Origin of the sequence: Xanthomonas rydalmerensis (genome assembly GCF_033170385.1) — a bacterium.
Taxonomy (GTDB): Bacteria; Pseudomonadota; Gammaproteobacteria; order Xanthomonadales; family Xanthomonadaceae; genus Xanthomonas_A; species Xanthomonas_A rydalmerensis.
Map to the genome: position 1 here is coordinate 3,455,702 of NZ_CP126170.1, position 13,956 is coordinate 3,469,657.

General features: G+C 69.6%; 12 protein-coding genes. 11 read left to right on the top strand and 1 reads right to left on the bottom strand.

The features are described from left to right. Positions 1-121 precede the first annotated feature (121 nt). The 7 genes from trxA (at position 122) to QN245_RS14475 (ending at position 8,669) form a co-directional block, all read left to right on the top strand. The gene (gene trxA / locus QN245_RS14445; protein ID WP_317843495.1) at positions 122-982 is read left to right on the top strand and encodes a thioredoxin; all 861 of its coding nucleotides are present in this window, start codon (positions 122-124) and stop codon (positions 980-982) included. A 155-nt stretch (positions 983-1,137) separates the two neighbouring features. After that, a complete protein-coding gene (locus QN245_RS14450; RefSeq protein WP_317843496.1) occupies positions 1,138-2,814 on the top strand; it encodes a FecR family protein in 1,677 nt (558 codons plus the stop codon). Continuing rightward, entirely contained in the window at positions 2,811-4,481 is a 1,671-nt protein-coding gene (locus QN245_RS14455) for a CHASE2 domain-containing protein (RefSeq protein ID WP_317843497.1), read from the top strand. Before QN245_RS14450 ends, QN245_RS14455 begins: the two co-directional genes overlap by 4 nt. Beyond that, the gene (locus QN245_RS14460; protein ID WP_184643777.1) at positions 4,478-4,927 is read left to right on the top strand and encodes a DUF4442 domain-containing protein; all 450 of its coding nucleotides are present in this window, start codon (positions 4,478-4,480) and stop codon (positions 4,925-4,927) included. Before QN245_RS14455 ends, QN245_RS14460 begins: the two co-directional genes overlap by 4 nt. A 210-nt stretch (positions 4,928-5,137) precedes the next feature. Continuing rightward, complete coding sequence (locus QN245_RS14465) at positions 5,138-5,815, top strand: DUF502 domain-containing protein (RefSeq protein WP_317843498.1); 678 nt, start codon at positions 5,138-5,140, stop codon at positions 5,813-5,815. 5 nt (positions 5,816-5,820) lie between these two features. Next, on the top strand, positions 5,821-6,594 hold the full coding sequence (locus tag QN245_RS14470) for a queuosine precursor transporter (protein ID WP_160968274.1): 774 nt from the start codon (positions 5,821-5,823) through the stop codon (positions 6,592-6,594). A 200-nt stretch (positions 6,595-6,794) separates the two neighbouring features. Next, complete coding sequence (locus QN245_RS14475) at positions 6,795-8,669, top strand: DUF885 domain-containing protein (protein WP_160968272.1); 1,875 nt, start codon at positions 6,795-6,797, stop codon at positions 8,667-8,669. Between the two features lie 536 nt (positions 8,670-9,205). Here QN245_RS14475 and mmuM read toward each other — a convergent pair. Then, positions 9,206-10,144, bottom strand: a complete 939-nt coding sequence (mmuM, locus tag QN245_RS14480) for a homocysteine S-methyltransferase (protein ID WP_160968270.1) — start codon at positions 10,142-10,144, stop codon at positions 9,206-9,208. Positions 10,145-10,259: 115 nt separating this feature from the next. On the opposite strand from mmuM, the gene QN245_RS14485 reads away from it, so the two are divergent. The 4 genes from QN245_RS14485 (at position 10,260) to metG (ending at position 13,867) form a co-directional block, all read left to right on the top strand. After that, a complete protein-coding gene (locus QN245_RS14485) occupies positions 10,260-10,625 on the top strand; it encodes a bleomycin resistance protein (RefSeq protein WP_184449213.1) in 366 nt (121 codons plus the stop codon). Then, positions 10,622-11,017, top strand: coding sequence for an SMU1112c/YaeR family gloxylase I-like metalloprotein (gene gloA2 / locus QN245_RS14490; RefSeq protein WP_160968266.1), 396 nt, complete (start codon positions 10,622-10,624; stop codon positions 11,015-11,017). The genes QN245_RS14485 and gloA2 overlap by 4 nt, the downstream gene beginning before the upstream one ends. 127 nt (positions 11,018-11,144) lie before the next feature. Then, positions 11,145-11,597 carry a DUF2147 domain-containing protein gene (locus tag QN245_RS14495; protein ID WP_017910211.1) on the top strand — a complete coding sequence of 151 codons (453 nt, stop codon included), beginning with the start codon at positions 11,145-11,147 and terminating at the stop codon, positions 11,595-11,597. A gap of 221 nt (positions 11,598-11,818) precedes the next feature. Next, positions 11,819-13,867, top strand: coding sequence for a methionine--tRNA ligase (gene metG / locus QN245_RS14500; protein WP_317843499.1), 2,049 nt, complete (start codon positions 11,819-11,821; stop codon positions 13,865-13,867). Positions 13,868-13,956: the final 89 nt, after the last annotated feature.

The following is a 13,956-nucleotide window of genomic DNA, read 5'->3' on the forward strand; positions in this document are numbered from 1 at the left end:
CCAGCCGGGCATTGTCGCCGCTGCGGCCACGGCCGGCACGCGTGGCGCGGCGCCGCCACCCTTGCATCGGCGGCGCGGTGCCTCCATACAGAGCGTCCTCTCGCCTGCGATGACGCCGCCCATGTCCGATACGCCCCACGTTTTCGACGCCAAGACCGAGACCTTCGAAGCCGAGGTGCTGCAGCGCTCGCTGCAGACCCCGGTGCTGGTGGACTTCTGGGCGCCCTGGTGCGGCCCGTGCAAGACCCTGAGCCCGATCCTGGAAAAGCTGGCGGCCGAGTACAACGGCGGCTTCGTGCTGGCCAAGGTCGACGTGGACCAGGAGCAGCAGATCGCCGCGGCGTTCCAGATCCGCTCGGTGCCGACGGTGTTCCTGGTCCAGGGTGGGCAACTGGTCGACGGCTTCCCCGGCGCCCTGCCCGAGGGCCAGTTGCGCGAGTTCCTGACCCAGCACGGGATCACCCCGCTGGCGGCGCAGGAACCGGCCGAGGACGTGCCGGCGGCGCCGCTGGATCCGCACGCCGAGGTGCAGCGCCTGCGCGAGGCGGTGGCGGCCGAGCCGGACAAGGACGAGCTGAAACTGGATCTGGCCTTGGCCCTGGTCAAGATCGGCGCCGCCGCCGAGGCCGAGTCCCTGATCGACGCGCTGCCGGCCAACCTGGCCACCGACGAGCGCGCGGTGCGCGCCCGGGCGCGACTGGGCTTCGTCGGCGCGCTGCAGGCCGCGCCGCCGCTGGAAACGCTGCAGACCACGCTGGCGCAGGATCCGGCCGACCTGAAGGCACGCTACCTGCTGGGCGTGCGCCACCTGGTCGGCGGCGACGACGCGGCCGCGCTGGAGCAGTTCCTGGAGATGCTGCGCCAGGACCGCACGTTCGAGGATGGCCTGCCGAAGAAGGCGTTGATCGACGCGTTCCGGGTGATCGAGGACGAGGACCTGGTGGGGCAATACCGCCGCAAGATGTCCGCCCTGTTGTTCTGAGATTACAATCTCAGGTCCAGCGGCTGACCACGGCGTCTCCAGCCACTGCGACGGACGGACGCGCCCCGGCCTGACCCCAGGATGCCGCGATCAGGGACGAACGCTGCCTGCCGCCCCGCAGGAGCGCCGGCCTGATCTTTTGCCGGATGTATGCCGTGAACCAGTTCGATCGCCGTATGGCCTTGCCCACCCGCACATCGTGGGCAGGCGCGCGCAGGCTGGGCGGCCTGCTGTGCTGGGTCGGCCTGCTGCTCGCCCCCACCGCGCTGGCGCAGGACTGGCACTACCGGGTGCGCCCCGGCGACACGCTCTGGGATCTCGGCAGGCTGTACCTGCGTCCGGGCATGGACTGGGCGCGGTTGGGCCAGCACAACCAGGTCGCCGATCCGCAGCGGCTGGTACCGGGATCGCGCCTGCGTTTTCCGATCGCCTGGTTGCGCGTGCAACCGGCGCCGGCGCGGCTGGTCGCCCTGCGTGGACAGATCAGCGTGCAGACCGCCGACCAGGCGACGCTCTCGGCGCAGCAAGGCATGCCGCTGCCGATCGGCAGCGCCCTGCAGACCGGCGCCGATGCCAGCGCGACCGTGCAGTTCGCCGACGGCTCGCGCATGCAGGTGCGCGAGAACAGCCTGGTGCGCTTCGACCAGCTCGTCCGCTACGGCGCCACCGGCATGGTCGATACCCGGGTGCGGCTGGAGAAGGGCCGCACCAGCAACGACGTCATCCCCGCCACCGGCCCCGCCTCGCGCTACATCATCCAGACCCCGAGCAGCACCAGCAGCGTGCGCGGCACCCGCTTCCGGGTCGGCGCCGGCAGCGGCAGCGCGTTCGCCAGCACCGAGGTGCTGCAGGGCGCGGTGCGCGTCGGCGGCCACGGCGGCCAGCGCCTGCTGCAGCCAGGCGAGGCGGCGCGGGTCGCCACCGGATCGGCGCCGCAGCAGGAAGCGCTGCTGCCGGCGCCGATCCTGGACCTGGCGCACAGCCATCTGAAACGCCCGCCCTATCTGCTGGCCTGGGCGCCGCTGGCCGGCGCCAGCCGCTACCGCCTCGAGGCGGTGGACGCGCAGCAACGCGAGGTGCTGCGCTTCGCCCAGGAAACAGAGGCCACCGCACTGGCGCTGGACGCGCTGCCGGCCGGCGACCTGCGGCTGCTGCTGCGCGGCATCACCGCCACCGGCGTGGAAGGCGAGGACGCCGAGCAGCCGCTGCAGGTCTCGGCCACGCCGCTGCCGCCGCTGACCGTGCAACCGCTGCACGAGCAACAGCTACGTATCGCGCGGCCGCGCTTTGCCTGGACCCGCAACCCGGAGGCAAGCAGCAGCGTGCTGCAACTGGCGCGCGATGCGCGGTTCCAGGACCTGCTGCTGGAGCAGGAGACCGACGCGACCCATCTGCGCGCGCCGCAGCCACTGCCGCCCGGCACCTACTTCTGGCGCCTCGCCTCGCGCGATGCGCAAGGCCGGCAAGGCCCGTTCGGGCAGGCGCTGACGCTGCATCTGAGCGATACGCCGGTCGATCCCGGCCTGGCGCCGGCGCAGGCCGAGCGCGGCACGCTGACCCTGCGCTGGCAGCCGGATCCGGACGCGCGCCATTACCGGGTGCAGTTGGCGCGCGATCCCGCGTTCCGCCGCGGCCTGCTCGAACGCACCGTGACGCAGCCACAGGTCGCGCTGCCGCGGCCGCGCCGCGGCACCTGGTACGTGCGCATCCAGACCCTGGACGCGGAGGGCGAGGCCGCGCCGTTCTCGACGCCGCAGACGCTGGACCTGCCCTGCCGCTACTGCAAGCTCGGCACGGCCGGCGGCGCGCTGCTGCTATGGCTGGCGTTGTGAACGCCGGGCCGCTGCGGGGCGTGCTGGTGGCGCTCGCCGCAGCCGCACTGGCCGCGGCACTGAGCCTGGGCGACTTCACCGGACGACTGGACAACGCGTTGTACGACGCGGCGATCGCGCAGGCGCCGCGTCCGGCCGATCCGCGCCTGCTGCTGATCGCGATCGACGACCGCAGCCTGCAGATGCTGGGCCAGTGGCCATGGCGGCGCGACCTGCACGCGCGCCTGCTCGACCGGCTCAGCGCAGCGGGCACCGAGCGGGTGGCGCTGGACCTGCTGTTCAGCGAACCCGACCAGCAACACCCGGACGACGATGCGCGCCTGGCCGCGGCACTGCGGCGCAACGGCCGCACCGTGCTGCCGGTGATCGGCAGCGCCAGCGACGCGGACATGCCGCAAGAGCTGCTGCCGATCCCCGCCATCGCCACCGCCGCGGCGGCGCTGGCGCACACCGACATCGCGATCGATGCCGACGGCGTCGCGCGCGGCGTCTACCTGCGCGCCGGGCTCGGCGGTGCGCACTGGCCGGCATTGGCCGCGGCCCTCACCGGCCGCGCGCTGCCGCCGGCGCCGGCCACCACCGACGCACCCTATGCCTGGCATCGCGCCGACTACGTCGGCCTGCGTTTCGCCGCGCCGTCGGCACCGTTCGCGCAGGTGTCCTATGTCGACGTCGTACAGGGCCGGATTCCGCTGCAGTCGCTGGGCGGACGCCTGGCGATCGTCGGCGTCACCGCCACCGGCCTGGGCCAGCGGGTGATGACGCCGATGTCCGATGCGCGCTGGATGAGCGCGCCCGAATACCAGGCCAACGTCGCGGCGATGCTGTTGCGCGGCGACCCGATCCTGCCGTCGTCGCGCACTGCCCAGGTGGCCGGGTCCGCGCTGCTGGTGCTGCTGGCCTGCCTGGGCACGCACTGCGCGGGCGGGCACCGATGGCGCTGGCTGGCACCCCTGGCGAGCATGGCGGTGGTCGCCGGCGGCAGCCTGCTGTGGCTGCTGCTCAGCAGCCGCTGGTTCGCGCCAGGAGCGGCCCTGCTCGCCCTGGCCGTCGTCGCGGCCGGCCAGTTGTGCCTGCACGCGGCGCACTGGCGCCGTCAGGCCCATCGCGATGCCCTGACAGGGCTGGTCAACCGCCACGGCTTCGAACATGCCTTCGCCCAGGCGCTGGACGAGGCGCGGCGCAGCGGGCGGCCGCTGACGCTGATCATCGTCGATGTGGATCATTTCAAGCGCTACAACGACACCCTGGGCCATCGCACCGGCGACCGCGCGCTGAAGCTGGTGGCCGCCGCGGTGGCGCGGCATGCGCGGCATCCGCGCGAGGTCGCCGTGCGCTTCGGCGGCGACGAGTTCGCCATGATCCTGCCCGCCACCGATGCCGCCGATGCCGGCCGCATCGCCGCGGCGCTGGTCGAGGAGATCCGCGGGCTGTCGCTGCGCGCGCCCAACGGCAGCCTCGCCATCACCGCCAGCCTCGGCGTGCACAGCGCCTGCGTCGCCGCGGACACCCGCGAGCGCGACTTCTTCGAGCTGGCCGACACCGCGCTGTACCGCGCCAAGCGCGCCGGACGCGACGGTTATGCGCTGAGCGACGACCCGGCGGAGCACCATACGCATGCGTCTGGTAACCTGCCGCCCACCGTTCCGCCCACCGCCGCACCATGAAGCCATCGCTGTTCCGCCTCGGCCTGAACCTGTGGCCGCCGTTCCTGTGCGCTGGCATCCATGTGACCGCGCTGAGCGCGGACTATCGCCACGCGCGGGTCGAACTGCGCATGCGCCCGTGGAACCGCAACTACGTGGGCACCCATTTCGGCGGCAGCCTGTTCGCCATGACCGATCCGTTCTGGATGCTGCTGACCATGCAGAACCTGGGCCGCGACTACTACGTCTGGGACAAGGCCGGCAGCATCGAGTTCGTGCGCCCGGGCCGCGGCACGGTCAGCGCGCAGTTCGACCTGGACCAGGCGCTGCTGGACGACCTGCGCGCCGCCACCGCCGGCGGCGACAAGCATCTGCGCTGGTTCGAGACAGACGTCGTCGACGCGCAGGGCGAGGTGGTGGCGCGGGTGCGCAAGCAGCTGTACGTCAAGCGCAAGCCGCCGCGCTAGCGCGCCTGCCGCCCGCGGGTTCGCCAAGGCCGGCGCCGCATCTGCGCAGGCGGACACATAGCGCATGCGACACCGACCGCGCCGTCAGTGTGCGCGGCGCCGCGACGCGGGCCGCATGGGCGGGCCCCGGCCCAATCGCAGCTGCACGGCCGCGCCGCGAGACCATGCGGCGCCGCACCAACGGCCATCACGCGCCGCTACACTACGCGGATGTCGCCCGATCTCTCCGCTCCCGCTCCGCGCCCGTCCCTGCAACGGCTGTTCTTCACCGGCCTGCTGACCCTGTTGCCGATCTGGCTGACCTGGGTCGTGGTCAAGTTCGTGTTCGTGCTGCTCTCGGGCATCAGCAGCCCCTGGGTGGTGCCGCTGTCGGTCCGCATCGCCGCCTCGTTCCCGCGCGAACTGGGCTGGGCCACCGCACAATGGGTGCAGAACACCATCGCCCTGATCGCCACCCTGGCGGTGATCCTGCTGGTCGGCATCCTCAGCCGGCGCATGATCGGCCAGCGCCTGCTGCGCTGGTTCGAGGCGGTGATGCGCCGCATCCCGCTGGCCAGCGTGGTCTACGACAGCGTGCGCAAACTGGTGGACATCCTGCAGACCCAGCCCGGCAGCACCCAGCGCGTGGTGCTGATCGACTTCCCGCACCGGGACATGAAGTCGGTGGGCCTGGTGACGCGGGTGATCAAGGAACAGGGCACCGGCCGCGAACTGGCCGCGGTGTACGTGCCGACCACGCCCAACCCGACCTCCGGCTATCTGGAGATTGTGCCGGTGGAACTGCTCACGCCCACCGACTGGAGCGTGGACCAGGCCATGAGCTTCATCATCTCCGGCGGTGCGGTGGCGCCGGAGAGCGTGCCCTTCACCCGGACCATGGACCGCTGACGCCCATGCGCCGCGGCACGCTCGACGATCGCGCCGTCCGCCTGTTCATCGCCCTGGCGGCGTTCTTCTGCGTCAATGCCGCGCTGGCCGAGTTCATCGGGGTCAAGATCTTCGCCTTCGAAGACACCCTGGGCATCGCGCCGCTGAACTGGAACCTGTTCGGGCAGACCGGCTCGATGAACTTCACCGCCGGCACCCTGCTGTGGCCGCTGGTGTTCATCCTCACCGACACCATCAACGAGTTCTTCGGCCGCCGCGGCGTGCGCTTCATCTCCTGGCTGGCGGTGGCGCTGATCGGCTATGGCTTTCTGTTCGCGTTCGCTGCGATCGCGCTGGCCCCGGCCGGTTTCTGGGTCACCGCCGCGCAGAACCAGGGCGTGCCCGACTACCAGGCCGCATTCGCCGCGGTGTTCGGCCAGGGCATGTGGACCATCGCCGGCTCGCTGGTCGCGTTCATGGCCGGCCAGTTGATCGACGTGGCGGTGTTCCACCGCATCCGCAGCGTGACCGGCGAAAAACACGTGTGGCTGCGCGCCACCGGCTCCACCGCGGTCTCGCAGCTGATCGACAGCTTCGTGGTGATCTACATCGCCTTCGTGCTCGGCCCGCAGCACTGGTCGATGCAGCTGTTCCTGGCGGTGAGCACGCTGAACTACATCTGCAAGATGCTGCTGGCCGTACTGCTGATCCCGCTGCTGTACCTGATGCGCCGGCTGATCACCGACTACCTGACCCCCGAGCGCGCCGAGCAATTGCGCGAGGAAGCCGCCGCCGACTGAACGCCGGCACATGCGCGAGCGCGCAGCACGGCGTTGCGCGTCGGCGTCGTGCAATGCCGCAGAGGCCGGCGCTGCCTGGCCCTCCCCTCCACGGCGCAGGCTGGCGGCAGGGGCAGCAGGAGCCCGCCGAGACCGGCCACGGGTGGCCTCCGCGGTGCGGATCGGGCAAGCTCCCCGCTCGCTTGTCGTTGGAGCCCGCAATGCCGCCCCGCTTTTCCCGCCTGCTGTCCCTCGCCATCGCTACCGCCCTGAGCCTGTCGCTGGCGGCCCCGGCGGACGCGGCCAAGAAGAAGACCACCAAGCAGACCACCGCGCAGACCCGCGCCAAGGCGAGCAAGGCCCGCAAGGCGCGGCCGGCACCGGCACCGGTGGTGCTGACCAAGGCGCAGCAGTTGAACCGGCTGTACGACGATTACTGGGAAGCCTCGCTCAAGCTCAATCCGCTGCAGGCCACCTTCCAGGGCGACAGCCGCTACAACGACCAGTTGCCGAACTTCCTCTCGGCCGCGTTCCGCCAGCAATCGCACGACTTCACCGTGGAGTGGCTGGGCAAGGCCGAGGCGATCGGCAAGGACGGCCTCAGCGGCCAGGACCTGCTCAGCTACGAGATCTTCGTCGGCGACGCGCGCAACGCGCTGGAGGCGGAGAAGTACCCGAGCTGGATGCAGCCGGTGAACCAGTTCTACAACGTCGGCAGCATCATGGTGATGCTCGGCTCGGGCACCGGCGCGCAGCCGTTCCGCACGGTCAAGGACTACGACAACTGGTCGCGGCGCGCGCTCGGCATCCCGGCACTGTTCGACCAGGCCATCGCCAACATGCGCGAAGGCATGAAGGCCGGCGTGGTGCAGCCGCGCGCGCTGATGGAGAAGGTGCTGCCGCAGCTGGATGCGATCATCAAGCCGACCGCCGAGGAGAGCCTGTTCTGGGGTCCGGTGCGCAACCTGCCGGCGGACATCCCCGAGGCCGAGAAGCAGCGCATCACCGCCGAGTACAAGCGCCTGATCGAATACCGGATCATGCCCGCCTACCGCTCCCTGCGCGGCTTCATCGCCACCGAGTACCTGCCGGCCACGCGCACCACCGCCGGTGTCGGCGCCCTGCCCGGCGGCGATGCCTGGTACGCCTGGAACGTGCGCCAAAGCACCACCACCGACCTGACCCCCGCGCAGATCCACCAGATCGGCCTGGACGAGGTGGCGCGCATCCAGGGCCAGATCCAGGCGGTGATGAAGCAGGTGCGCTTCCGCGGCTCGATGCAGAAGTTCTTCAAGTTCATGCAGACCGACAAGCGCTTCGCCTTCAAGAGCGAAGACGAGCTGCTGACCTATTATCGCGGCCTGGAAGGCCGGGTCGACGCGGCGGTGCCGCGCATGTTCTCGCTCAAGCCCAAGGCCGCGTTCGAGATCCGCCCGGTCGAACCGTACCGCGCGCAGTCGGCCGCCAGCGGCTCGTACATGCGCTCCAGCGAGGACGGCCGCCCCGGCATCTTCTACGTCAACACCTACGACCTGCCCAGCCGCAAGACCTGGGATGCGGAAGACCTGTACCTGCACGAGGCCATTCCCGGCCACCACTTCCAGCTCGGCCTGCAGCAGGAGCTGACCAACCTGCCCAAGTTCCGCCGCTTCGGCGGCGAGACCGCCTTCATCGAAGGCTGGGGCCTGTATGCCGAATCGCTGGGCAAGGACCTGGGCCTGTACCAGGATCCGTACAACTATTTCGGCTACCTGCAGAACGAGCTGTGGCGCGCGATCCGCCTGGTGGTGGACACCGGCGTACACAGCAAGGGCTGGACCCGCGAGCAGGTGATCGATTACATGCTGCAGAACTCGGCCACCAGCCGCACCGATGCCGAAGCCGAGGCCGAGCGCTACATGGCCATCCCCGGCCAGGCGCTGTCCTACAAGATCGGCGAGATGAAGATCATGCAGCTGCGCGACTACGCCCGCGCGCAACTCGGCGCCAAGTTCGACATCCGCGAATTCCATGCCGAAGTGCTGAAGGACGGCTCGGTGCCGCTGAACGTCCTGCAGGAAAAGATCGAGCGCTGGGTGGCGAGCAAGAAGGGGTGAGCGGGAGGCCGCTCCTCCCGCGGAACATGCGACCTGAAACGTCGCGGGATTTTTGTAGGAGCGGCTTCAGCCGCGACCGGGCACGCGGTCATGCCTGGTCGCGGTTGACCCACACAACACGCCAATTTCATCACACCGGCGACGGTGCATACCCCATTGTGGGAGGGGCTTCAGCCCCGGCGACGTTGAGTACCACGCGTCGGGACTGAAGTCCCTTCCACAGTGCAATCCCCGGCATGCCGAGCCGCTGAAATCGCACCGCGACAGCGGCAGGAACTGCAACGACGTTCGTTTAGTGCTATCGCCCTCCCGTTGCTCCCATCCCACTCGGTGCGGACAGCACGCCAGTTCCATCAGGGCATTGGGCGCGCATGAACCCACTTGTGGGAGGGACTTCAGTCCCGACGCCTTTCACTGCAACGCGTCAGTACTGAAGTCCCTCCTACAAAAGCCGGAGGCGACTGACCAGCCCCGACATCCGCTGAACCACCAGCGAAGACGTCGTGCGGTCAAGTACGAGATAACCGGCCTCATCGCTACACCGATGCCAAACCCCGCGCCAGCTGCGCGATGTCCTGCGGCGTAGTGCGACAACAACCACCGATCAGGCGAGCGCCAGCCACACGCCAGTCGGAGAGGTGGTCGGCCAGGGTGCCGGCATCGGCACTGTCGGCCTGCCAGCATTTACGCTCGGCGTCGTAGTGTTCGCCCGCGTTCGGATACACCACCAGCGGCAACCGCGCCAGCGTCCCCAGCTGGCGCAACGCTGCGGTGGCGAGCGATGGCGCGACGCAATTGACGCCGAGCGCGACCACCTGCGGGTGCCCGTCGAGCAACGCCACCGCCTCGCGCAAGGGCGTGCCATCGCTGAGATGCGCAGCATCGCGCAAGGTGCCGGCGAACCAGGCGACAATCTGTGGAAATTCTTCCAGCACCTGCAGCAACGCTGCCATTTCCGCCAGCGACGGTTGCGTTTCGCAGGCCAGCAGATCCACGCCGGCCGCAACCAGGGCGGCGATGCGCGGGCGGTGGAACTCACGCATCCGCGCCGGCGCCAGCACGTAGTCGCCGCGATACTCCGCGCCGTTGGCCAGGAAGGCGCCGTACGGACCGACCGAGCCGGCGATCAGCAAGGTGCCCGCCTGCGGATGCCGCGCGAGATGCGCCTGCCGCGCCTGCTGTGCCAGTTCCACGCTGCGCGCGATCAGGCGCTGCGATTGCGCGAGGTCGATCCCGCGCGCGGCGAAGCCCTGCGGCGTGGCCTGGTAGCTGGCGGTGATCGCGCACTGCGCGCCGGCGGCGAAATAGTCCTGATGCACCTGGCGGATCAGGTCCGGCTGTTCCAATAGGATCTTCGCCGACCACAGCGGATCGCGCAGATCGCAGCCGCGCCGTTCCAGTTCGGTGGCCAACGCGCCATCGAGCACCAGGCACCGGTCCTCGGCCAGCAGCGCGGCGAGCGGGTTGTGCGGCATGGCGCGGCCTCGCAGCGACGGAATGCGCAGTGTCGCAGACGACAGCGATGCGGTCGCGACGCTGCGCTATCCTCCGCAGATGGATCGCTCGATTTCGCTCGCACCGGCTCAAGCCATGACCTTCACTGCACTGACCCCGATGTTGCGCTGCGCCGACCTGGCTACGGCGCTGGCGTTCTATACCGATACGCTGGCGTTTCGCCTCGACGGTGGCGCGGTGGCGACGGGCTGGGTGTCGCTGCGGCACGGCCCGCTGGCACTGATGCTGGCCGCGCAACACACCGAGGCCGACACCACCGCTGCCAGCACTGCCTCCTCGCTGTACTTCCGCACCGACGAGGTCGATGCCTGGTGGCAGCGGCTGCAGCCACATGGGCGCATCGTCTATCCGCTGCAAGACTTCGCCTACGGCATGCGCGAGTTCGCGCTCCGCGATCCGGACGGCCATCTGCTGCAGTTCGGCCAGGCGCTGTGCCGATGAGCCTGACCCTGGACGGCCTGCACCACGTGGCGATCATCGCCTCCGACTACGCGCGCTCCAAGGACTTCTATAGCCGCATCCTGGGCCTGCCGGTGATCGCCGAGGTCTACCGCGACGCGCGCGACTCCTGGAAGCTGGACCTGGCCCTGCCCGATGGCAGCCAACTCGAACTGTTCTCCTTCCCTGCGCCACCACCGCGACCCAGCCGTCCGGAGGCCTGCGGGCTGCGCCACCTGGCGCTGCGCGTGCGCGACCTGGATGCGGCCGTCGCGCACCTGCACACACACGGCGTGGAGGTCGAACCGATCCGCATGGACGCGTACACCGGCCGCCGCTTCACCTTCTTCGCCGACCCCGACGACCTGCCACTGGAACTGTACGAGCGCGGCTGAACGCCTGCCGCCGGCCACGCTGAACCGCATGCCGCAGTGCGGATTCCCAGCACCATACGCTTGGGTATACAGTCGGATCAGGCTGGCTATCGCGCCGGCCGCACCGAACATCCCTCGGGAGGGGAACATGCGCACGACCTTCAAGACCCTGATGCTGGCCCTGCCGCTGAGCGCGGCGGCATTCATGGCGCACGCCGCCGACACCTCGCCGGTCGGCCGCTGGCAGACCATCGACGACGAAACCGGCAAGCCCAAGTCGATCGTGCAGATCGAACAGGCCGCCAACGGCACGCTGAGCGGCAAGGTGGTCGAGATCCTGCAGTCCAACCACGGCCCGAACCCGATGTGCGACAAGTGCGACGGCGAGCGCAAGGGCAAGCCGATCAAGGGCATGACCATCCTGTGGGGCCTCAAGCCCGACGGCACGGCGGTGTGGGACGGCGGCTCGGTGCTGGACCCGGCCAAGGGCAAGACCTACAAGGCCAAGGTCACCCTCACCGACGGCGGCAAGAAGCTGCAGATGCGCGGCTACATCGGCATCGAAGCGCTGGGCCGGACGCAGACCTGGATCAGGGAGTGACAGAAGCCGGGATTCGGAAGTCGGGATTGGGGATTCGCAGAAGGGGTGCCGCTGCCTGATTTCCGTTCTGCAAGCACTCTATTGAAGGCGCCTGCACAGGCGCCTTTTTACTGGGCGCGCGGATTTGCAGGCGCCGACCAAGCGCTTGACCAATCCCGACTCCCCAATCCCCAATCCCGGCTCCATGCAATAATCCCCGGCCCCCAGCATCGCCGGCCGCCATGACCACCGCTCTCGTCACCACCGCCCTGCCCTATGCCAACGGACCGCTGCATCTGGGGCATCTGGTCGGCTACATCCAGGCCGATATCTGGGTGCGCGCGCGGCGGCTGCGCGGCGACCGTACCTGGTTCGTGTGCGCCGACGACACGCACGGCACGCCGATCATGCTGGCCGCGGAGAAGGCCGGGGTCACCCCGGAAAGCTTCATCGCCGCCATCCAGGCCAGCCACGAGCGCGACTTCGCCGCGTTCGGCGTGGCCTTCGACCACTACGACTCGACCAACTCGGCCGCCAACCGCGCCCTGACCGAGGCGTTCTACGCCAAGCTCGAGGCCGGCGGCCACATCGCGCGGCGCTCGGTGGCGCAGTTCTACGACCCGGCCAAGGGCATGTTCCTGCCCGACCGCTACATCAAGGGCATCTGCCCGAACTGCGGCAGCGCCGACCAGTACGGCGACAACTGCGAGGTCTGCGGCGCCACCTATTCCCCGACCGAACTGAAGGAACCGAAGTCGGTGATCTCGGGCGCCACGCCGGAGCTGCGCGATTCGGAGCACTTCTTCTTCGAGGTCGGCCGCTTCGACGGCTTCCTGCGGCAGTGGCTGGCCGGCGACGTCGCCCTGCCCGGGGTCAAGGCCAAGTTGATGGAATGGCTGGACAGCGAAGGCGGCCTGCGCGCCTGGGACATCTCCCGCGATGCGCCGTACTTCGGCTTCCAGATTCCCGGCCAGCCGGGCAAGTATTTCTACGTGTGGCTGGACGCGCCGATCGGCTATCTGAGCAGCTTCCAGACCCTGTGCGCGAGCCTGGGCGAAGCGTTCGAGCCGCACCTGGCCGCCGGCACCGCCACCGAGCTGCACCACTTCATCGGCAAGGACATCGTCAACTTCCACGGCCTGTTCTGGCCGGCGGTGCTGCACGGCACCGGCCACCGCGCGCCGACCCGGCTGCACGTCAACGGCTACCTGACCGTCGACGGCGCCAAGATGTCCAAGTCGCGCGGCACCTTCGTCATGGCCCGCACCTACCTGGACGTGGGCCTGGAGCCGGAAGCGCTGCGCTATTACTTCGCGGCCAAGTCCTCCGGCGGCGTCGACGATCTCGACCTGAACCTGGGCGACTTCGTGGCGCGGGTCAATGCGGACCTGGTCGGCAAGTTCGTCAACCTGGCCAGCCGCTGCGCCGGCTTCATCGACAAGCGCTTCGCCGGCAAGCTCGCCGACGCGCTGCCGGACCCGGCGCAGTACACGCGCTTCGTCGCCGCGCTGGCGCCGATCCGCGACGCCTACGAGCGCAACGACCCGGCCAGCGCGATCCGCCAGACCATGGCCCTGGCCGACGAGGCCAACAAGTACATCGACGAACACAAACCCTGGGTGCTGGCCAAGCAGGACGGCGCCGGGGCGCACCTGCAGGCGGTGTGCACGCAGGGGCTGAACCTGTTCCGGGTACTGGCCGCCGCGCTCAAGCCAGTGCTGCCGCGCACCTGCGCCGAAGCCGAAGCGTTCCTGTCGGCCCCGCTCGGCGCCTGGGACGACCTGCAGGCGCCGCTGCTGGCGCATGTGATCCAGCCCTACACCCCCTTGTTCACCCGTATCGACCCGAAACTGCTCGACGCCATGACCGACGCCTCCAAGGACACCCTCGCCCCCGCCCCGGCCGCCAAACAGGAAGCGAAGGCCGCCACCAATCCCGAATCCCCACTCCCGAATCCCGGCGTCATCGGCATCGACGACTTCGCCAAGCTCGACCTGCGCATCGGCAAGGTGCTGGTCTGCGAATTCGTCGAAGGCTCGGACAAGCTGCTGCGCTTCGAACTGGATGCCGGCGAACTGGGCAAGCGCCAGATCTTCTCCGGCATCCGTGGCAGCTACGGCGAGCCGGACAAGCTGGTCGGCCGCAACGTGGTGTTCATCGCCAACCTGGCCCCGCGCAAGATGCGCTTCGGCCTCAGCGAGGGCATGATCCTGTCGGCGGGCTTCGACGGCGGCGCCCTGGCCCTGCTCGACGCCGACAGCGGCGCGCAACCGGGCATGCCGGTGCGTTGACGGCCAGGATTCGGGAGTCGGGATTGGGGATTGGTTGAGCGCACACCCTCGGCCCAGTCGAGCCCATGAACTGCTGTTGCGAATCCCTA